We start from the raw sequence: 20,480 nt of genomic DNA on the forward strand, positions 1-20,480 counted from the left end.
CGGCTGTTTCCAAAGGAACCAGCCGATCGATACAGCTTAGGCTGCTACGACGACCACGCGTACGGTGGCTTCGACGTCGCTGTGCAGGTGCACGGCTACGTCGTATTCGCCAACCTGACGGATGGTGCCGTTCGGCAGACGAACTTCAGCCTTGGCAACTTCAACGCCGGAGGCGGTCAGTGCGTCAGCGATGTCGTGGGTGCCGATCGAACCGAACAGTTTGCCTTCATCACCAGCGGTAGCGGTGATGGTGACTTCCAGTTCAGCCAGTTGGGCAGCGCGGCTTTCAGCCGAAGCTTTCTTGTCGGCAGCAGCTTTTTCCAGCTCGGCACGACGCTCTTCGAACGCAGCCAGGTTGGCGGCGTTGGCAACGGTGGCCTTGCCGAATGGCAGCAGGAAGTTACGACCGTAACCAGCCTTGACTTTAACTTTGTCGCCCAGGTTGCCCAGGTTGGCGACTTTTTCCAGCAGGATCAGTTCCATTTGGTATAAACCTCTTAACTTTTAACCTTCACCGTTCGCGGAGCCGTTACCGGCGTCCTTGGACGCCCCGCGTCCGCGAAAATCAATCAGGCTGTCGACAATGGCCAGGACCACGAGCAACGGATAAATCAGCTGCATGAACAGCAGCAGCGTTACGTACAACCCGACCAGCCAGAACTTCGCCAGTCGCTTCTGCGCCACCAGGCCATGGATCACGGCCAGTCCGGCGAAGACCAGCGGCACGGTGCACAGCGGTGTCAGCATGCCCAGCTCGGTACCGAAATTCGGCCCCACCAGCATCAACACCAGCAGCACCAGCGCCGCCGCCAACGGCAGTCTTACGGCACGAAACTCGTTGCCGAAGCCTCCCGGGTTATACAAGGCTGCCTGCCAGTAGCGCCCCAACATCAGGGACAACACACTGACCGCCTGCAGCAAGGCCGCAATCAGGCCGGTAAGCACCGGTGAGATCAGCCCTTCCAGCCGGCCCCGCTCTTCTACCGACAATTGTTGGTAGATCCCGTCGAGCATCTGCGGAAGGATCTTGGCGATCTCTTGCGCGAGGGTGTCGATCGGTTCGCGGAACACCGAACCCAGAACGGCGCCATACACCAGGCCCAGGGCGATGCTGGACAACAGCACCCGGTTCCAGGATTGTCCGGCGCGCAACAGCGCTGCCAGACCCAGCGTCCCCAGCAACACCATCAAGGTGCGCGGCTCGCCGAAGTACCACCAGGCCAACGCCGGCAGTACAGCCCAGGCAAGAACGCCGGAGGCGTCCTTGAAACCGCGCCGCAGGAACACCAGGCTCCCGGCGGCGGCACTCAACCAGAACAGCAGCGGCAATGCCGCACAACCCACCACTACCAGAGTGGCCTGCACGCGACCGCGCATGATGAAATCAGCCAGGGCCCGCATGCATTTTATCCTTTGCTACTTGTCGACGACCCGGTCTCAGCGGCCGTGGCTGTCGGTGTAGGGCAGCAGGGCCAGGAAGCGGGCGCGCTTGATAGCGGTAGCCAGCTGACGCTGATAACGAGCTTTGGTACCAGTGATACGGCTTGGAACGATCTTGCCGGTTTCGGATACGTAAGCTTTCAGGGTGTTGAGATCTTTGTAATCGATCTCTTTCACGTCTTCAGCAGTGAAGCGGCAGAATTTACGACGACGGAAGAAACGTGCCATGTAATAGGCTCCTCAAAAGATCCGTGGATTACTCGTCAGCGTTATCGCTGTTGTCGCTGTCATTGCTGTCGTCGCCTTCGGCGCTGTCAGCATGCTCAGGACGGTCACGACGCTCACGGCGCTCGCTGCGGTTTTCTTCAGCCTTGAGCATCTCGGACTGGCCAGTGACGGCTTCGTCGCGACGGATGACCAGGTTACGGATCACGGCATCGTTGTAACGGAAGTTGTCTTCCAGCTCGGCCAGGGCCTTGCCGGTGCACTCAACGTTCAGCATCACGTAGTGAGCCTTGTGAACATTGTTGATTGCGTAGGCCAGTTGACGACGGCCCCAGTCTTCCAGACGGTGGATCTTGCCGCCGTCTTCTTCGATCAGCTTGGTGTAACGCTCAACCATGCCGCCGACTTGCTCGCTCTGGTCCGGGTGAACCAAGAAGATGATTTCGTAATGACGCATGAATGCTCCTTACGGGTTGTAGTCTGCCGACAATGCGGTCAGACAAGGAGTGAATGACTCTTGTATGTCCTGTCCTGGATCGGGCACGCATGCCCGGGACAAGGCGCGCAATTGTAGAGAAGCGCGGTGGGACAAGCAAGGTAATTGGTGAAATATTGAGCAGTGCCGCTAAAAGCATCGCTGGCAAGCCAGCTCCCACAGGGTCAGCGGTGTGGGAGCTGGCTTGCCAGCGATTGGGTCCACCATTTACTTGCTGACGGAACGCTGCCGCACCACCTCGAACAGGCAAACGCCGGTTGCCACCGAGACGTTCAGGCTGCTGACGCTCCCCGCCATCGGCAATTTCACCAGGAAATCGCAGTGTTCGCGGGTCAGGCGGCGCATGCCCTTGCCTTCGGCGCCCATCACCAGCACGGTCGGCCCGGTCATGTCCTGCTGGTACAGCTCCTGCTCGGCTTCGCCGGCCGTGCCGACCACCCACAGGCCACGCTGCTGCAGCTTTTCCAGGGTCCGCGCCAGGTTGGTCACGGCCACCAGCGGAATCACCTCGGCAGCACCGCAGGCCACCTTACGCACCGCAGCGGTCAGCGTCGCCGACTTGTCCTTGGGCACGATCACCGCCAGCGCGCCGGCAGCATCGGCAGTACGCAGGCAGGCCCCGAGGTTGTGCGGGTCGGTGACGCCATCGAGAACCAGCAGCAGCGGAACCTTCTCGGTCCGCTCCAGCAGTTCCTCGAGCATTGCCTCGCCCCAGACCTGGCTCGGGCTGACCTCGGCGACCACGCCCTGGTGCACGCCTTCGACCCAGGCGTCCATTTCGCGGCGCTCGGCCTGGCCAACGCTGACCCGGTATTCCGCGGCCAGCGCCAACAGCGCCTGGACCCGCGGCTCGCTACGACCTTCCGACAGCCAGATCTGCTTCACCCGCTTGGGGTGAAAGCGCAACAGGGCTTCCACGGCATGCACGCCGTAGATCTTTTCCAACTGACTCATGACTTGCCTTTCGGTTTACGCGAAGTGGAACCGGACTTTGGCGGCCCCTTGCGGTGTTTGCTCGGTTTCTCCGATTTGCCCGCGGACTTGCCCGCCGGCTTGCCACTGGCATGGGCGTGCCGCGCCTCGGAAAGCAGGGCCTTCTTCATTTCCCGACTCTTGCGCACTTCGGCGTTGTTCGTCGCGGCATGGGAGGAGAAATAGGCTTCGGAGGTTTCGTCCTTCTTGCTGCGACGGGCAGGACGCTCTGCCTTGGCCGGAGCAGGTGCAGGATCTGCCGCCTTGCCTTTGGCATTCGGGCCGACGCCGATCTTCGCGCCGGTCGCCGCTGCCGGCTCGGCCGAACGCTGTTTGCGCCCGATCGGCGCCTTCAGGGCGTTCTCCGACATTTCGAAGTCGATCTTGCGCTGCTCCAGGTCGACGCGCATCACCCGCACTTCGACGGTGTCGCCGAGACGGAAGCTGCGGCCGGTGCGCTCGCCGGTCAGGCGGTGGTGCACCGGGTCGAAGTGGTAGTAGTCGCCTGGCAGCGCACTGACGTGGACCATGCCCTCGACATAGATGTCGGTCAGCTCGACGAACAGGCCGAAGCCGGTCACCGCGGTGATCACACCCGGGAAGGATTCGCCGACGCGGTCCTTCATGTATTCGCATTTGAGCCAGTTGACCACGTCGCGGGTCGCCTCGTCGGCGCGCCGTTCGCTCATCGAGCACTGTTCGCCCAGTTGCTCCAGGGTGTTCTCGTCGTACGGGTAGATCCGTGCCTTGGGAATGCTCATCGCCCCGGCACGCTTGACGTGCGGGGTTTCCACGCGGGAACGGATCACGCTGCGGATGGCGCGGTGTACCAGCAGGTCCGGATAACGACGGATCGGCGAAGTGAAGTGGGTGTAGGCCTCGTAGTTCAGGCCGAAGTGGCCGTTGTTCTCGGCGCTGTACACTGCCTGGCTCAGAGAACGCAGCATCACGGTCTGGATCAGGTGGAAGTCCGGGCGCCCGGCGATGCTCGCCAGCAGGGCCTGGTAGTCCTTCGGCGACGGGTCCTTGCCTTTATGCAGCGACAAGCCCAGTTCACCAAGGAAGGCGCGCAGTTTTTCCAGGCGCTCCGGCGGCGGACCGTCGTGAACCCGGTACAGGGCCGGAACCTCATGCTTCTTGAGGAATTCGGCGGTGGCCACGTTGGCCGCCAGCATGCATTCCTCGATCAGCTTGTGCGCGTCGTTGCGCACGGTCGGGCGGATCTCCGCGATCTTGCGCTCGGCGCCGAAGATGATGCGGGTTTCCTGGGTCTCGAAGTCAATCGCGCCGCGGGTGTGGCGGGCATCGAGCAGCACCTTGTACAGCGCATAGAGCTGCTTGAGGTGCGGCAGCACTTCGCTGTATTCCTCGCGCAGGGCACGGCCTTCGCGGGTGCGGGCATGTTCCAGCATGCTGCTGACCTTGTTGTAGGTCAGGCGCGCGTGGGAGTGGATCACCGCTTCATAGAACTGGTAATCGACCATCTGCCCGGACTTGTTGATGGTCATTTCGCAGACCATGGCCAGGCGATCGACGTGCGGGTTCAGCGAGCACAGGCCGTTGGACAGCTCTTCCGGCAGCATCGGGATCACCCGCTCGGGGAAATACACCGAGTTGCCACGGACCAGGGCTTCGGCATCGAGTGCCGAACCAAGACGGACATAGCTGGATACGTCGGCGATCGCCACGTACAGGCGCCAGCCACCGGAGAACAGGCGCAGCTTGCCAAGGCTTTCGCAATACACGGCATCGTCGAAGTCGCGGGCGTCTTCGCCGTCGATGGTGACGAACGGCAGGTGGCGCAGGTCGATGCGCTTTTCCTTGTCCTTCTCTTCCACGTCCGGCTTGAGCTTGCGGGCTTCCTTGATGACCGCTTCGGGCCATACATGCGGAATGTCGTAGCTGCGCAGGGCCACGTCGATTTCCATGCCCGGCGCCATGTAGTTGCCGATCACTTCGACCACATCGCCCTGCGGCTGGAAACGCGGGGTCGGCCAGTGGGTGATCTTCACCTCGACGAACTGGCCGATCTTGGCCCCGGCGTTGCGGCCCGGGGTCACCAGCACTTCCTGCTGGATCTTCGGGTTGTCGGCGGTGACGAAGCCGATGCCGCCTTCCTCGAAGTAGCGACCGACGATGCTCTCGTGGGCGCGGGAAATGATCTCTACCAGCACACCTTCCCGACGGCCACGGCGGTCGACGCCGGAAACCCGGGCCAGGGCGCGGTCGCCGTCGAACACCAGGCGCATCTGCGACGGGCTGAGGAACAGGTCTTCCGTGCCATCGTCGGGGATCAGGAAGCCGAAACCGTCGCGGTGGCCCGAGACACGGCCGAGGATGAGGTCCAGCTTGTCTACCGGGGCATAGGTGCCGCGCCGGGTGTAGATCAGCTGACCATCGCGCTCCATTGCCCGCAGGCGGCGGCGCAGGGCCTCGATCTGATCCTCGGTGTGCAAACCGAACTCCTCAACCAGTTGCTCGCGCGCAGCCGGCGAGCCTCGTTCGGCGAGGTGCTGGAGGATCAGCTCACGGCTAGGGATGGGGTTTTCGTATTTTTCCGCTTCACGAGCGGCCTCGGGATCGAGGGACTGCCAATCGGCCATTAGGAGGGGTTCACCTTGTCTATATAAGGGTTAGTTTGGCATAGCCGTATTGAAACCGGAAATTTCAACCTTGGACAGCCCCACCCGGGACGGCCTGTAAACGGGTTCTGGGCTTCGGTCGATCAACGGCTTGAATTTTTTAAGATTTTTTTCGAACGGGGGTTTACAGCCCCGGGGGCCATCCGTATAGTGCGCACCACAGCGACGGACACCGTCGTTATAGTTGAGAAGCCGCACGATGTAAAACACTACGTCGAAGCGCAATCAGCGAAATGCCCAGATGGTGAAATTGGTAGACACGCCAGCTTCAGGTGCTGGTGACCTTACGGTCGTGGAAGTTCGAGTCTTCTTCTGGGCACCAATTTCAAATTTCAGCCAACGAGTGACAAGGCTGGAATTTACGCGACACGCTACACCGAATTTGTTACAAATGCTTCAACCTTTGCCCAGATGGTGAAATTGGTAGACACGCCAGCTTCAGGTGCTGGTGACCTTACGGTCGTGGAAGTTCGAGTCTTCTTCTGGGCACCATATTTCTAAAGAAACCCGCGAAAGCGGGTTTTTTTATGCCTGGGATTCGGCAAATCCAGCCAATTGGGGCCGCTTCGCGACCCTGCCCCACTCTAGAAAGTCTTTTCGAACTTCAACGCCACCTCGGTCTGCCGGTACGAATAAGCCCAGTCGATGCTGCTGTCGGTCACCGTGCGCTTGGCATACAGGCTCGGCACGATGCCGGCGAAGGCCAGGCGCGGCACGCTCAGGTTGGCGATGTAGATCTGCTGGCGATCCTTGCGCAGGCCACCGAGAAAAACGTCCGGCGCGTCATAACGGGTGGTGCGATACAGACCGATCAGGCTCAGGTTCACCCCCGCATTGAAACCGTGATACGCCCCGAGGCTGCCCATGTACTCGCGATTGCTCGCGGTATCGGCTTCCTGGCTGCGCCGGGTGTAGGTCACGCCGCCAAATATCAGGGTCTGTGGATCAAGCAGATACGACAGCGACGTACCCACCTGACGCTCGTCGTAATCATCGAAATAGTCACGCTGATCGCCCTGGAAACGGAAATGCTTGTGCTGCGCCTGCAAGCCGACCTGCAAGCGATTGCTCAGGTTGTGCTTCCATTCCCCGCGCACGCCGCTGGCCTGGTACTTGGTGTGGTGGTCGCTGTAGTAGTTCTCGAACAGCGGGGTCAGCGACACATCGTCGAGCGCACTCTGGAAGCTGTAGCCGGCGTACAGCACGCTGGTGTTGTCGTCGTACCAGGTCTCGACGTCATCCTCCTCGCTGTGCCGGCTGTAGTCGTTGCCATAGCTGAGGCCACGCACCAGCACGTTGTGATTGCCGGCGATCTGGAAACGCCGCTCGGCCGCGACATCGTAGACCAGGCTTGAAGCGCTGATCTTCTTCGGCATCTGCCGCGTGTAGTCGAAGCAATCGAAGAACACCGAACACACCTGGGTCACCGTGGTCATGCCGTTGGCCTGGTTGATATTGCTGTTGTAGCCGAAGCCCAGGGATGCCGAGCCATGCCACTGGCGGCGCACATCGATGGCGTGGTGGTACTCGTCCAGCACGCTCAGCACCTGCTCGGGCACATCGGCGGCGGCGACCTCGCGGAACAGCGTTTCGGCCTCGCGGGTCTGGTTGTCCTCGAACAGGGTCCGCGCCAGCTCCAGGCGCGCTCGCACGAAACCCGGTTGCAACCTGTCGGCCCGACGCAGATGAGCAATCGCCTGCGTGTAGCGGCGCTCGCTGCGGTCGATTAGGCCCTCGGCCATTTCCACCAGCGCCGGCTCATGCCCGGGCAACCGCCGGTAGCGCTCGACGAACTGCCGCACCTTGCCCCACTGCCGCAGGTTGGTGGACACATAGATCGCCGGCCCGAGGTCTTCGAGGGTGTTCTGCACGTTGTACGTCTGCCCCTGGATGGTGATCAGCCCGTCGTTGTGCTCGGCCGGGTCCGGCGCGCCCAGGTTGGCCCGCTCGCGCGCTTCGGCGCCGCGCTCGATCCTGTTCAGGAGCAGGCGGGTGTCGTCATCGTCGGCCAGCAACACGTTGGACAACAGGGTCGAGCAACACAGCAGGGCGATGCGCACCCGCAGGAACGGCAGCATGGTGATCGGTCCGGGACAGAAAGGTACTGGAGGTCGGAAGGGGGAGCCGATGCTCCCTCCTCCAGTGACACACGTGTGTTATTGCTTGGCGCCGCCGAAGGCGACCTTGGTGGTGCTGGTGGTGTAGATACCTGCCAGGGCCTCGGCGTTGGCGCCGTAGAACTGCCCCTTGATGTTGGTGCCGCGAGCGAAGGAACCGTTCGAGGCGATGGTGGTGCCAGCGAAGCTAAGCCCGCCAACCGAACCGGCCAAGGTGCCGCTGCCGGCACCATAGTTGGCGGTCAGCACGCCCGAAGTGACGCCCGCGGCAGTGCCCGGGTTGTACTGGTTGACACCGACGACGTTGTACTTGGCATTGACCAGGGTCGGCATGCTGGTGGTCGGGTTTTCGCCGACGAACCAGACGGTGCGGTTGGCACTGGACAGGTTCAGGTCGGTGCTGTTGGTTGGCTGGGTGCCGGTTTTGGCCGGTGCCCATTCACCAAAGTACACCTCGGCGCCCGAGACCTTGGCAATTACCTCGCCACCGAATTGTGGATAGCCCGGCGAAGGCGCGGCGATCTGGCGATAGGCATGGATCTCGGTGTTGTAGGTAGCCAGGTTCTTCCAGGTTTCCGACGTGGTGACGCCATTGAGCGGGTTGACGATATGTGCCGAGGTGGTGCCATAACCGCTCAGCACCGCGCTGGTCTGGGCGATCGGGCCAGCCTTGAAACTGACGACTGCTGCCGAATTGGCAATGCCACCCGTGGTCGTCGGCATGACGATTCCCGCAGTACCTACCGCCATCATGTTCGAGGCAGCAGCCTGGACATAGGCGGAAGAGGAACCGCCGCTGACGGTGGCGGCAAATGCACCGGAAGTAACCAGCGACAACGCTGTCAATGCAAAGAGTTTCTTCACAACAAGCTCCTTATCATGAGTTGGAAACAACACTGTTTTTACGAAAACAGCAAAAAACTAGAAACGCGCAGTCAGTCCCAACTTCAGCGTGCGGCCAGGTGCAGGCATTACTGTTCGGGACAACGGATCGAGGTAGTAGCGGTTGGTGATGTTATTCACGCCAAGATCGACATCGACATGGTCGTTGACATGCAACGTCGCATAACTGTCGAACACCCAGATGGGATGCCACTCATAGGGCTGATTCACCCCTTGGACAAAGAGCAGGCCCTGGTCGATCCACTTCTGCTCTTCCTTGTTCCTGGCGCTGCTGTGGTAGACCATGCGCCCTCCGAGCTCGAGCTTTTCATCGAACAGCCGCATACCACCGTCAAGGTTGATGGAATATTGAGGCTGGAGGCTGGTGCGGGAAAACGTGGTCGGGAAACCGCCGGTGACGCACTCGTCGACAGCTTTCCCGTAATACGGATCCAGCGTGTTGGCCATGTCCTTGTCACAAAGTTTCTGATCGAGACGATAGCTGACGCCGAAGTTCGAGTAATAACGACCGGTATCGAACCTGGCCTGAAGTTCGATACCTGAAAGCATTTTCTTGTCGTATTGAATAATGTTGTAGGCGAAGTCCCTGTCTATGTAATCGTGGATCTCGTTCTTGTAGTAGTTGATCCGGAAGTCTGCATTGCGCCACTCCGGAACCCGGGAGTGCAGATCATGCACATAACCGAACTCCCAGTTATACGCGTGCTCCGGTCGCGGTGAACTTTGGATCATCCCGATTCCCGTAGCAGAAAAGGTCTGTGCCTCTTCATAAATGGTGGGAAAGCGTACGAACTCGGTGTACCGGGCGTAGACACGGGCATTATCCGTGACGCGCAAGGTAACGCCGGCCATCGGAGCCCATGCGCTGTCCTTGCTTTTCCTGGGCTTGGCCCATCGTTCAGCGTCGGTCGGCTGTTGGTAGATCGGCAGCGCTACGGTCTGGCCAATCAGGTAGCGCGGAGCGGTCGTGCCGGTACCCTGAGCATTGGCCACCTGCTCGCTCATGTTGATGGTGCCGTTGGTGAACGGGTTCTGCGAACTCACCAGGCGCTGGCCATTGGTAGCAATGTCCACGCTTTCCGAGGTGTAGCGAATACCGTTGACCAGCCCTTCTTGCAGATAGTCATTAATGAGGAACTCTGTCGTCTCCTCATCCAGGCCCCAGCTTTCAACCAACTCCCGCGCGCCAGCGATGTAGGCCTGGTTCTCAGCATCGGTCAGCATTCGCGAATAACTGTAGCGCTTGGCAACCACAGCGGCCTTGGCATCCCAGCCCGTTGCCTGCTCCTTCCTGTACTCATCCAGCGTCGTATCGAACGAGCTGTAGTCGCTGTAGCGAGCTCCCGCGTTGAACGTCAGCCAAGAGGTTGCCGCCCACTCGTTGTTGAAGGTGAAGTTGTACTGCTCACGGCGCCCGCCGCGAGGCCCCAGGTAGTTGGAGGCGAAAACGTAGGTACTGCCGATATCGTCGCTGGCGTTGTCGGTCTGCTTGAGCTTTTCCTTGCTGAAGTCCCCGGACAGGGTCAGCGCCCAGACATCGCTCAGCTCCATGCGGTTGGACAGGTTCAGCCCCCAGCGATCGTGGTCGGTCATCTGCAGGGCGCGGGAGAACAGGTTGAAGCGGCCATCGGTGTTGGGCAGCTTGTCCGGCATGGCCGTGTTGCCATTGCACTGGCCGACGTTGTACTTGCAGCGGACATAGTTGTCCCATGCTTTGTCGCTCAAGGTGGCGTCTGCAATGGAGAAGACCTGCTCGCCATTCTGGTAGCGCTTGGCGTCACTGCGGGTCATCCAGAACCCGGCCTGCATATCGACCCAGCGGTTGTCCTGCGGATTCCAGTTGTAGGTCAGCGACAGCGTGTCCTGGTCGACCTCGCTGTAGGGCAGCTGGAAGCCGATATTGCTGCCAGCGGCCACCAGCTTGGTGGTTTCGTTGATCAGGTACGGCATGGTTTCGCCGAACTCGAGATCACTGTGCATGTAGCTCAGCTTCAGGCTCTGGTCGTCCGCCAGATAGAAGGTGCCCTTGAGCAGCGTGGTGCGCATCTCGTTGGAGGTGCCGGATACCTCGGCCCCCGGCTTGTAGAAACTGGCCAGGTAGTTGCCGCTGGTGTCGCCAATGGTCGGCGAATTCACTTCCGCCGCCTGGGCCTTGTCGTACCAGCTCTCGGTCTCGTAGCGCTCGCTGCCCTGCTTGCCGCTGTAGTAATTGCCTTTCTTGCGGTAGCTGTAGGCGGCCAGCAGATCGAAGTTCTCCTGGCGGGTCGCCGCCGCGATACGGAAGGCGTTGTCCTCGAAGTCGAAATCGTTGGAACGGGAAGACTCGTGGGGGGTGTACATCGCTCCGCCACCGTTGGCGAAATAGACGTACTGGCCCGAGACGTAGGCCCCCTCGATGTCCCGGTAATCCCGCCCCAGGTTGTTCATCCCGTCTTCATTGGGCGCCACCGCGTTGCTGGCGGTCTCGGTCTTGATCTCCAGGCCGTAGCTCTCGCCCGGCCTGACGATATCCTCCGCGTCCAGGGTGCGGATCTCCACCGAGCCGCCGATGCCGCTCTTGACTCCCGGGGTCATGGACGGCCCCTTCTCCACCGAAATGCTGCCGATCATGTTGGGATCGACATAGTTGCGGTTGGAAACCCCGGCCGACCCGAGCCAGACCGAAGTGGCCTGCTCGGTGCCGTCGACGGTCACCGGTATTCGCCCTTCGCCCTGGATACCGCGGATATTGGGATCGAGCGCGCCGCTGTTGCGTGCTTCGCCGCTGTAGACGCCATTCATGCCCTTGAACAGGTCGGCTGCGTTGGCGCCTTTGTAGCGTTCGATATCGTCCTTGCCGGCGTAGACGTTGGACACATCCTTGCGATAGACGTCGCTGCGTCCCTTGTCGTCCTTCTCTTCCCACTCTTCTGCCGTGATCTCCTGGGCCTGGAGTTCCTGCGGCTGGTTGCCCGTTTTTTCCTCATAACCCGCCGGCAGTTCGATCTCCAGCGGTTCCATGTTCGGCGTTGAAGACTGCCGCGCCGGGCTTTCGTCTTCGGCCAGGGCGGTGGAGCTGAACAGCGCCAGCAGAATCGACCAGGCCAGCGGCTTGAGGCGCATCGGCTTGGGAGGGGTGATGAAGAAGGACATGGCGAGACTCGTGTTTATCGATGCATGGCAGTTTCATGACCGCTCTGCGGCGGCGGAGTGATACTATCGATAAACGCAAATGAATCTCGTTTGGATTAATATGCAGAAGGGTGAAAAATGTATGCGGTGAGGAGAACACCACAAACCCTGTGGGAGCTGGCTTTCCAGCTCCCACAGGGTTTTGTGTTGCAGCGCAGGAAGTGCGCTCAGCGTTTCCTGCCAAAGATCGACTTCGGCGCCCGCCCGAAATACCGGGTAAAGGCCACGGTGAAGTTGTTCGGGTATTTGTACCCCACCTGCCACGCTGCCTGGGCGACCTGCTGGCCGGATTCGAGCAGGGTCATGGCCTTGCGCATGCGCAAATCCAGCAGCATCCGCGCCGGAGTCGTGTCGTACAGATAGCGGAAACCTTCCTTGAGCTTGTGCTCGTTCATGCCGACGCAGGTGGCGAGATATTCCACGGTCAGCGGCGTATGCAACTGCTCGCAAAGAATGTTGCGCGCGCGCTCGATCCGTTCGATCTCGCTGGTACTCAAAGGCGATGCGCTGCCGTCCTGGGGCGCCAGCAAGTTGAACTGCTCGGACAGCAGGCTGAGGGTATGAATATGCAGGTCCAGTCGATTCGACGGATTCAGCCCCCCCGGTTGCAGATAGCGTAACAGTGCCGCCGCATGGGCCTGGGCCGCTTTCGAGCTGGCGCGAAAATCGATGCGTTGCAAGCGCCCGCTGCCCAGTACCTGGGCTGCGCGCGCCTCGCCGACGTACTTGCACAGGGTCGCCTGGTCGATCACCACCCGCAGTTGCGACGCTGTCTCGTTGGCCTGGTAACGCCGTTCGCCAGGCGTCGCGCGAAACGCGGTGATGGTGGTCTGCCCAGCCTCGAAGGCGAGGCTGCAGCCGTCCTTGCCAAGGAAGCCCGATTTCCCCTGCAAGCCGATGGTCACCACCATCACATGCCCGTCATGGGGCCCACAGGTTTCTTCGATCAGCGTGCGCGTCGGGTGATAGTGCAGACGCCCCAGCGACAACCCTTGCTCCAGTTGCAACAGCTCGGAGTAGCAATTGCCGACATCCTCGGCCAGTTGCATACGCAAACGCCCGTCGGCCTGTACCGACCGTTGCCGGGGGTGATCGAGGCCGATACGGCAGCTCCCTTTCATTGTGCTCATGACGACATCCCTGCGTGCGCGCGCCGTGCTTCGCATAGGAATGGCTCCGGCTCGCATACTTAACATAAATGATTCTCATTTAATGTATATCACTCTTTTCAGTGATTCGGCCACGGCTTGTTTCGTTAGGAACAAGGCAGCCAAGTACAGGGAGTTACCGTGCCTCATCGTGAAAATCTCCAGGACCTGACCAGCATCCACCCCCTGCAAGCCTGCTGGGACCTGCAATTGGCCGGGCTCGGCGCCGATGCCCTGCAGGTCGCCCTCGAATGTGCGCTGTTCGATCATCTCGGCACGCCCGCCAGTGCTGCCGCCCTCGCCAGGGTACTGCGACTGGATCCCGCCAGCACCGGCTACCTGCTGGAGCTGCTGTGGAGCCTCGGCCTGCTCGAACGCGATCAGCAGCGGCCACCGCACTACCGCAACCTTCCCCTGGCTGACCTTTATCTGCGCGCCGAGGCCCGCGCCTATTGCGGCGACGCCCTGCTGTTCCGCCACAAGGTACTGCGCCAGACCGGCACCCAGCTCGGCGACTACTTGCGCAACGGCGTACCGCGCACGCCCGTGACCAGCGCCTCGATCGCCAACGCATGGGCCAACGCCGCGCGCCTGCAGATCGCCCAGGAGCAACGCGCCGTGACCCGCGAAGTCGCCTGCGCTCTGCTCGACCGCTTGCCCGAGGCGCCTCATCTGAGGCGCATCCTCGATCTCGGCGGCGGCCCCGGCCTGGTCGCCATTGCCCTGGCCGAACATCTGCCCGCCATCGAAGGCGCCGTCTTCGAATACCCGCTGGCCGCCGAAGTAGCCCGGGAAAACATCGCCGCAGCCGGGCTCGGCAAACGCCTGCACGCCATCGGTGGCGATCTTGACCACGACGATATCGGCAGCGGCTACGACCTGATCTGGTGCTCCTCCGTTTTGCATTTCGTCCACGACCTGCCCGCCACCCTGCAGCGCCTGTACACCGCCCTGCGCCCGGGCGGCGTGCTGCTGGTGTGCCAGGCCGAAGTGCCGGAAGAGCGCGAGGCCGCCGCCCGGGTCGTGCCTTATTACCTGCACATGCGCCTGCAAGGCCGCCACGTGCTGGCCCAGGGCGAACTCGCCGGCAGGCTCGCAGCCCTCGGTTTCCGCACCGTGGAGCAGATCAACGGACTGCATTTTCCGGTTACCCCGGTCAACGCCGTCATCGCCCGCAAACCCAAGGGATGACTCGATGGAGCGCACGCGGATCGCCGGCCTGCAAATGCTGTTCGGCTGGCTCAACCTGGTGCTGGCGGTGCCCAGCATCTACCTGATGTTCGGCATGCCGCTGGTGATGCGCCAATACGGCTGGAGCGGCACCGAGATCGGACTGTTCCAGCTCGCCGGGCTGCCGGCGGTGTTCAAGTTCCTGCTCGCCGTGCCGGTGCAGCGGATACGCCTGGGCCGTGCTCACCTTGTGTCCTGGATGCTGCTGCTGAGCGCAGCGCTGCTGCTCCTGTACTGGTTGATCGGCCGGCAGAACCTGATCGAACAGCGCCTGCCGCTGTTCGCCATGACCTTCGCCATCAGCATCGTCGCCACCTGGATGGACATCCCGCTCAATGCCCTCGCGGTGCAGTGGCTGCCGCGCAGCCAGCAACTGCGCGCCGGCAGCATCCGCTCGGCGGCGCTGTTCCTCGGTGCCATCGTCGGCGGCGGGGCGATGCTGCTGATCCAGGCGCGCCTGGGTTGGCAGGCGCCGTTCCTGATCATGGGTGCCGGCCTGCTGCTCGGCGTATTGCCGCTTCTCGCCCTGCGCCGCACGGCCCGGCCGATCGAGACCGAACACACCGCACCAGGCGGGTTCGTTGCCGACTGGACGAGCTTCTTCAACCAGCCCGGCGCCCGGCAATGGACCGGGCTGCTGCTCACCGCCTTCCCGTTCATCGGCGCAGCCTGGCTGTACCTCAAGCCGCTGCTGCTCGACCAGGGCATGCCGATGCAGGACGTGGCGTGGATCGTCGGTATCGCCGGCGGCGTCACCGGCGTGGTGTCCAGCCTGATTGGCGGGCGCCTGATCGGCGTGCTCGGCACCTCCCGGGCGATCCTGGCCTACCTGCTCGCCGCCCTGCTTGCGTTGCTCCTGCTCACCCTCAGCGTGTGGCTGCAACTGGGCACCATCTGGTTGGTCGCCAGCGCCCTGTACCTGGCCGCGAGCATGGGCGCCGTCTCGGCGCTGATGTTCGGCCTGACCCTGTTCTTCAGCCGGCGCCAGCGCACCGCCAGCGACTACGGCCTGCAATCGAGTCTCTTCGTCGTCACCCGCCTGGCCGCCCCGGTGGCGGCCGGGTTGCTGCTCGATCGTCTCGGCCAGGCCGGCATGCTCGCCTGTCTCAGCACCGGCCTGTTGCTGGCCCTGCTGTTGGCCTGGCGAGTGCGCCACAGCATCGCCGGCAGCGCTGAAGCCCTGCTGAACCACGAACGTCACGCCGCTGCCGGAGTGACCCCCATCACTACCGAGGGCAAAGCATGAAGCCTCGTACCGTCGGCATCTGCCTGGTCAGCCGCGACAGCACGCTGCAGGAGGATGTGCAAGCCGTGCTCGACCGGCTCAATCACTGGCTGGGCCATGAAACCGCGATCGCCAGCCTGCACTGGCCGGACAGCGACTCACGCTGCCTGTACCGCCAGGTTGCCGGACAGGCCGAGGCCTATGTCCGCGAGCATGCCGGCAATCACCACCTGTACCTGGACATGCGCTGTTTCGACGACGCGGCTGCTGCCCGTGAAGCACTGGCCAGCGCCGACAGCGAAAGCGACTACGTGCTGTTCGACACCCGCCACCTGGCCGATCAACCCGAGAGCGACCCGCTGGTGGAACTGCTCGCCGCGCAACCCGAAGCCAAGCGCTCGCCCAGTTCCGCCCTGCTGCTCTGCAACGAAGAACACCTGCAGCACTGGCTCGGCCGCCTCGGCGGCAACCGCCTGGTACGGGTGCCCCACGAGCGCCAGCCACTGCGCCGCGCCGACCTGCTGCGGCTGTTCATCGATCATCTGGAACACGCCTACTTCAACCGCCTGCTGGCCCGCACCACCCTGCAATCCAGCGAACCGGTGGCCCTGGCCCGGGATATCGAGCAGCGCATGAACGCGCGCTGGGGCGAGCAGTGGGACTGCCACTTCTTCACCGGTTCCATGGTCGCCGGCTTCCTCGACTCCATGGGCGACCTGCTGCGCGACAGCGGCCGCGGCTTCCACACCGCCAGCAACGAGCACGCCCTGGCGGTCAGCGCCCTGGCCGGCTGGCAGCTGTATCGCCGGGCCTATGTGATCGTGATGACCTCGGGCATGCTCGACGAACTGCGCGGCACCCTGGCCAACCTCAAGCGCGCCGGCGCGCCGGGCCTGGTGATCTGCGCCGACTCGCCGGAGTCGGTGTGGTTCGCCTTCCAGGGCAGCCTCGACTGCGATAACGACGGCCATCAGGTGATCGCCGCACGCGGGCTCTGGCAGCACTTCATCCGTCGCCCGGAAGACGCCCGCGCCAGCGTCGAATCGGCCTTTGCCGCGCTGGACCAACGTCCGGCACCCACCTTCCTGTTCGCTACCCAGGCGGTGCTCGAGTCACGGGTGCAAGATCAAACGCCAGGCTCGGTGGCGCCTGCCCCGGCCACCGCCAGCGACCTCGACGACCGCCAGCGCGCCGCCCTCGACACCGTGGTGCAGGTGCTCAACAGCGAGCCTTCGCGGATCCTCTGGCAATGCGGCCGCCTCAGCGAGGAAGAACGCCAGCGCGTGCTGGCCCTGGCCCGCCGCAGCGGCATCGCCCTGGCCGACAGCATCATCGCCCCGGGCAGCGTTTGCGCCTACCAGGACCAGGAGCCGGTACTCAACTACCTCGGCCCGCTGTCCATGTACGGCTTCAGCCGGCGCATCCATGCCTTCCTCGAACAGCCGCAGGACGATGAAGGCAAGCCCTGGCTGTTCTTCGTCAAGAGCAAGATCGACCAGTCGGCCACGCCCTACTCCGAGGGCCGCCTCAAGCGCCTGTTCCATATCGTCCAGGTCAATCGCCAGCGCGCGCATATCGCGCCGTTCACCGAGGTGGCGGTAGAGCTTCCCTTGGGCAAGGTGCTCGACTACCTGGAGCCGCGCCTGGACGTGCCGCCCGCTTTGCTGCACGCCCGCCGCGAACGCCTGCAACGCCTGCAGCGTACCCGCGAGGCGCTGCCCAGCGACCAGATCGAAACCCTGCCGATGACCCCGAACTTCTTCTTCCATCGCCTCGGCCAGTTGCTTGGCGAACTGATCGAGCGCGATGGTTATCGCTACACCGGGGTCTACGATGTCGGCCGTTGCAGCATTTCGGCGATGCGCAACCTGCCACGCACCGATGCCGGGTTCTCCGGCTGGTATGGCCGGGCACTGATGGGCGATGCGCTGATGTCGCTGCCCTACATCGCCTTGAACAACTGCCGCCATGTGCTGGCGTTTATCGGCGACGGCGCCCGGGCACTGGTCCCGGATATCGAGCAGCGCCTGGCCATGAGCCTGGCCAGCGCCCAGGACGCCGCCTCCCGCAACGTCACCGTGCTCTACCTCTCCAACGGCGTGCTGTCGATGATCCAGACCTACCTGGACAAGCGCTACGCCTGCCACGGCGCAGCCCAGGTCAATGTGCCGCTGAACGACCGGCCGCAGCATGCCGAGCAACGCTTCGGGCCGATCAGCATCTGCCGCGCGCGCCTGCTCGCCTTCTGCCCCGACACCCTGCGCCAGGCCCTTACCGCCCCTGGCCGCCTCAACTTCTTCGACGTCTGGCTGGGCCACAACTCGGAAGGCGATGGCTTGAGCCTCGTTTCCGAAACGGCCTGGAGCCGCCTCAACGCAGAGAACCACTGATGAAATTCGGATTCATTGCCCACCCCACCTCCATCGGCCTGCTGCACCAGGTCAAATTGATCGACCTGCTCGACCGCACCCTGGAAGAACAGGCCTGGGGCTACGACCGCGAACGCTGGCGCCAGCGCAACCTGGTGCCCTTCGTCGATTTCGGGCGCATCGTCAGCGCCAGCGGCGCGGAGTGCTCGGGTGTCCTGCAATTCATGCCACTGACCGCCGAACAGATGCTGCGCCAGCCACGGGCCATCGCCGAACGCGTGCTCCAGGGTGTCAACGCGCTCAAGGCCGAAGGCGCCGAACTGGTCGGCCTAGGAGGCTTCACCGCCATCGTCGGCAACCGCGGGCTGGCGACCATGGAACAGGCCGAGGTCGCCGTGACCACCGGCAATTCCCTCACCGCCTTCGCCGCCTACGCCAACCTGCTGGACAGCCTCAGCCTGCTTGGCGTGGCGCCGGGGAATGCCGAAGTCGCCGTGCTCGGCTACCCCGGTTCGATCGCCCTGGCCGTCGCCCGCCTACTCGCCGAACAGGGCTGCCGCCTGCGCCTGGTCCATCGCGGCAACCAGCGCCAGGCCGAGGCGCAGCTGGAATACCTGCCGACGCAGTACCACCGCCAGGTCAGCCTGCACGACACCATCGAGGACTGTTACGCCAGCGTGCGTTTCTATGTCGCCGCCACTTCCAGCGGCGGCCTGATCGACCCGCGCCGCCTGCTGCCCGGCAGCGTGGTCATCGATGCGGCGCTGCCCAAGGATGTGATGGAGGTACCGCATACCCGCCGCGACATCCTGCTGGTGGACGGCGGCCTGGTCTCGGCCAGCCCGGCGGTGCACCTGGGCCTGCGCACCATGGGCCTGGAGCCCAAGCGCAGCATGAACGGCTGCCTCGCCGAAACCATGATCCTGGCCCTGGAGGGCCGCGCCGAACCCTTCTCCATCGGCCGCGAGTTGCCGGCGGACAAGGTCCTCGAAATCGGCGCCATCGCTGCTCGCCACGGCTTCACCCCTTCGCCCATGGCCAGCGCCGGCGAAACCCTCGGTGCCGATGATTTCGGCCGCCTGCACCGGCACCACCACGGCCAGCGCCCGGTGCAGGCCAGCGATGCGAGAAAGGCCCCGCAGGACCTGCGCCGCGAAGTGCTCAACAGCTTCGGCGAGCACATCAACCCGGTGCTGCGCGAGTTCTACCGGTTCAACCATATCGAGCGGGTCTTCAGCCATGGCGAAGGCTGCTGGCTGACCGACCTCGACGGGCGCCGCTACCTGGACTTCGTCGCCGGCTACGGCTGCCTCAACACCGGGCACAACCACCCGGCGATCAGCCAGGCCCTGCAACGCTACCTGCAAGAGCAGTTCCCGACCTTCATCCAGTACCTCTCCGCACCGCTGCACGCCAGCCTGCTGGCCAAGCGCCTGGCGGACCTGGCGCCGGGTGGATTGTCGCGGGTGTTTTTCAGCAACTCCGGGACCGAGGCGGTGGAAGCGGCGCTCAAGCTAGCCCTGGCCGCCAGCGACAAGACTAGTGTGCTGTACTGCGATAACGGTTACCACGGCAAGACCCTCGGCGCCCTTTCGGTGACCGGCCGGGCCAAGCACCGCAAGCCGTTCGAACCGCTGCTGCCGCGCTGCGACAGCCTGCCTTTCGGCGACCTCGATGCGCTGCGCCAGCGTCTGGAGAAGAACGATGTGGCAGCGCTGATCATCGAGCCGATCCAGGGCGAAGGCGGGGTGATCCTGCCGCCGCCGGGCTACCTCGCCGGAGTCCGGGCCCTGTGCGACGAATTCGATTGCCTGTGGATCCTCGACGAGATCCAGACCGGCCTGGGACGCACCGGCAAGTTGTTCGCCTGCGAATGGGACGACACCGCGCCAGACATCATGGTCTTGTCCAAATCGCTGTCTGGCGGACTGGTGCCGATTGGCGCGACGCTGTCCAAGGAGGCGGTGTGGCACCGTGCCTATGGCGATATCGACAGCTTCGCCCTGCACACCTCGACCTTCGGCGGTGGCAACTTCGCGGCGGCGGCGGCCCTCGCGGCACTGGACGTGCTGGAGCAGGATGGCCTGATGGACAACGCCGCGCGGGTCGGTGCGCACCTGCAGGAGGGCCTCCAGGCGATTGCCGCGCGCTACCCGTTCATCAAGGCAGTGCGCGGGCGCGGGCTGATGCTGGCGATCGAGTTCAGCAACAGCATGGCCGGGGGCATCGAGGCGCTGGTGCGAGAGATGGCCGGGCGCATTCCGGGACAGGCGGCGGCGACCTATCGCATGTTGTCGGGCAAGGCGCGGCGGCATCTGGAAGCGGCCATGGAAGAGCTGGAGCAGAGCCTGGAGGACATGTTCGTGCTGCGGCTGATGACCAAGCTGTCGGAGGAGCACGGGATCCTGACGTTCGTGACGGCCAACAACAACAGGGTGATGCGCATCCAGCCGCCGCTGGTATTGGGGATCGAGGAGGCTGATCGATTCCTCGGGGCGTTTGCGGCGGTCTGCGAGGATCTGGCCACTTTTGAATCCTGATT

Annotated in this window: 14 protein-coding genes and 2 tRNA genes; 6 read left to right on the plus strand and 10 right to left on the minus strand. The window is 63.2% G+C overall.

The genetic code is table 11. The features are described 5' to 3' along the window. Nucleotides 1–36: 36 nt before the first annotated feature. The 6 genes from rplI to rnr all read right to left on the minus strand — a co-directional run bounded on the left by rplI (nt 37) and on the right by rnr (nt 5,736). Nucleotides 37–483: a 50S ribosomal protein L9 gene (gene rplI / locus N7650_RS00630; RefSeq protein WP_003249568.1), complete on the minus strand. Its 447-nt coding sequence runs from the start codon at nt 481–483 to the stop codon at nt 37–39. 21 nt (nt 484–504) lie between these two features. Further along, a complete protein-coding gene (locus tag N7650_RS00635) occupies nt 505–1,401 on the minus strand; it encodes a hypothetical protein (protein ID WP_009403886.1) in 897 nt (298 codons plus the stop codon). Nucleotides 1,402–1,437: 36 nt separating this feature from the next. Then, a complete protein-coding gene (rpsR, locus tag N7650_RS00640) occupies nt 1,438–1,668 on the minus strand; it encodes a 30S ribosomal protein S18 (RefSeq protein ID WP_009403887.1) in 231 nt (76 codons plus the stop codon). A gap of 28 nt (nt 1,669–1,696) precedes the next feature. Beyond that, nucleotides 1,697–2,122: a 30S ribosomal protein S6 gene (gene rpsF / locus N7650_RS00645; protein ID WP_009403888.1), complete on the minus strand. Its 426-nt coding sequence runs from the start codon at nt 2,120–2,122 to the stop codon at nt 1,697–1,699. Nucleotides 2,123–2,368: 246 nt separating this feature from the next. Then, complete coding sequence (gene rlmB / locus N7650_RS00650) at nt 2,369–3,115, minus strand: 23S rRNA (guanosine(2251)-2'-O)-methyltransferase RlmB (RefSeq protein ID WP_009403891.1); 747 nt, start codon at nt 3,113–3,115, stop codon at nt 2,369–2,371. Then, nucleotides 3,112–5,736 carry a ribonuclease R gene (rnr, locus tag N7650_RS00655; protein WP_279896519.1) on the minus strand — a complete coding sequence of 875 codons (2,625 nt, stop codon included), beginning with the start codon at nt 5,734–5,736 and terminating at the stop codon, nt 3,112–3,114. The genes rlmB and rnr overlap by 4 nt, the downstream gene beginning before the upstream one ends. A gap of 274 nt (nt 5,737–6,010) precedes the next feature. Here rnr and N7650_RS00660 point away from each other — a divergent pair. Together N7650_RS00660 and N7650_RS00665 are read left to right on the plus strand one after the other, a co-directional pair. Further along, nucleotides 6,011–6,097 (plus strand) — tRNA-Leu (locus N7650_RS00660). Between the two features lie 83 nt (nt 6,098–6,180). After that, nucleotides 6,181–6,267, plus strand: a tRNA-Leu gene (locus N7650_RS00665). Between the two features lie 92 nt (nt 6,268–6,359). Here the strand turns inward: N7650_RS00665 and N7650_RS00670 are convergent. The 4 genes from N7650_RS00670 to N7650_RS00685 form a co-directional block, all read right to left on the minus strand. Next, on the minus strand, nt 6,360–7,853 hold the full coding sequence (locus N7650_RS00670; RefSeq protein ID WP_279896521.1) for a porin family protein: 1,494 nt from the start codon (nt 7,851–7,853) through the stop codon (nt 6,360–6,362). A gap of 78 nt (nt 7,854–7,931) precedes the next feature. After that, nucleotides 7,932–8,756 carry a Slam-dependent surface lipoprotein gene (locus N7650_RS00675; RefSeq protein WP_279896523.1) on the minus strand — a complete coding sequence of 275 codons (825 nt, stop codon included), beginning with the start codon at nt 8,754–8,756 and terminating at the stop codon, nt 7,932–7,934. A 57-nt stretch (nt 8,757–8,813) separates the two neighbouring features. After that, nucleotides 8,814–11,927, minus strand: a complete 3,114-nt coding sequence (locus N7650_RS00680; RefSeq protein WP_279896525.1) for a TonB-dependent receptor — start codon at nt 11,925–11,927, stop codon at nt 8,814–8,816. Nucleotides 11,928–12,133: 206 nt separating this feature from the next. Further along, nucleotides 12,134–13,096 carry an AraC family transcriptional regulator gene (locus N7650_RS00685; RefSeq protein ID WP_037059902.1) on the minus strand — a complete coding sequence of 321 codons (963 nt, stop codon included), beginning with the start codon at nt 13,094–13,096 and terminating at the stop codon, nt 12,134–12,136. A gap of 159 nt (nt 13,097–13,255) precedes the next feature. On the opposite strand from N7650_RS00685, the gene N7650_RS00690 reads away from it, so the two are divergent. Genes N7650_RS00690 through N7650_RS00705 form a run of 4 tightly spaced genes read left to right on the plus strand, consistent with a single transcriptional unit; the run spans nt 13,256 to nt 20,478 of the window. Beyond that, nucleotides 13,256–14,305 carry a methyltransferase domain-containing protein gene (locus tag N7650_RS00690; RefSeq protein WP_279896528.1) on the plus strand — a complete coding sequence of 350 codons (1,050 nt, stop codon included), beginning with the start codon at nt 13,256–13,258 and terminating at the stop codon, nt 14,303–14,305. A gap of 4 nt (nt 14,306–14,309) precedes the next feature. After that, the gene (locus tag N7650_RS00695; RefSeq protein ID WP_279896530.1) at nt 14,310–15,590 is read left to right on the plus strand and encodes an MFS transporter; all 1,281 of its coding nucleotides are present in this window, start codon (nt 14,310–14,312) and stop codon (nt 15,588–15,590) included. Then, nucleotides 15,587–17,959 carry a thiamine pyrophosphate-binding protein gene (locus N7650_RS00700; protein ID WP_009398059.1) on the plus strand — a complete coding sequence of 791 codons (2,373 nt, stop codon included), beginning with the start codon at nt 15,587–15,589 and terminating at the stop codon, nt 17,957–17,959. Before N7650_RS00695 ends, N7650_RS00700 begins: the two co-directional genes overlap by 4 nt. Next, entirely contained in the window at nt 17,959–20,478 is a 2,520-nt protein-coding gene (locus N7650_RS00705) for an aminotransferase class III-fold pyridoxal phosphate-dependent enzyme (RefSeq protein WP_279896534.1), read from the plus strand. The genes N7650_RS00700 and N7650_RS00705 overlap by 1 nt, the downstream gene beginning before the upstream one ends. Nucleotides 20,479–20,480 lie beyond the last annotated feature (2 nt).

Origin of the sequence: Pseudomonas sp. GD04058 (genome assembly GCF_029836855.1) — a bacterium.
GTDB lineage: Bacteria > Pseudomonadota > Gammaproteobacteria > Pseudomonadales > Pseudomonadaceae > Aquipseudomonas > Aquipseudomonas bharatica.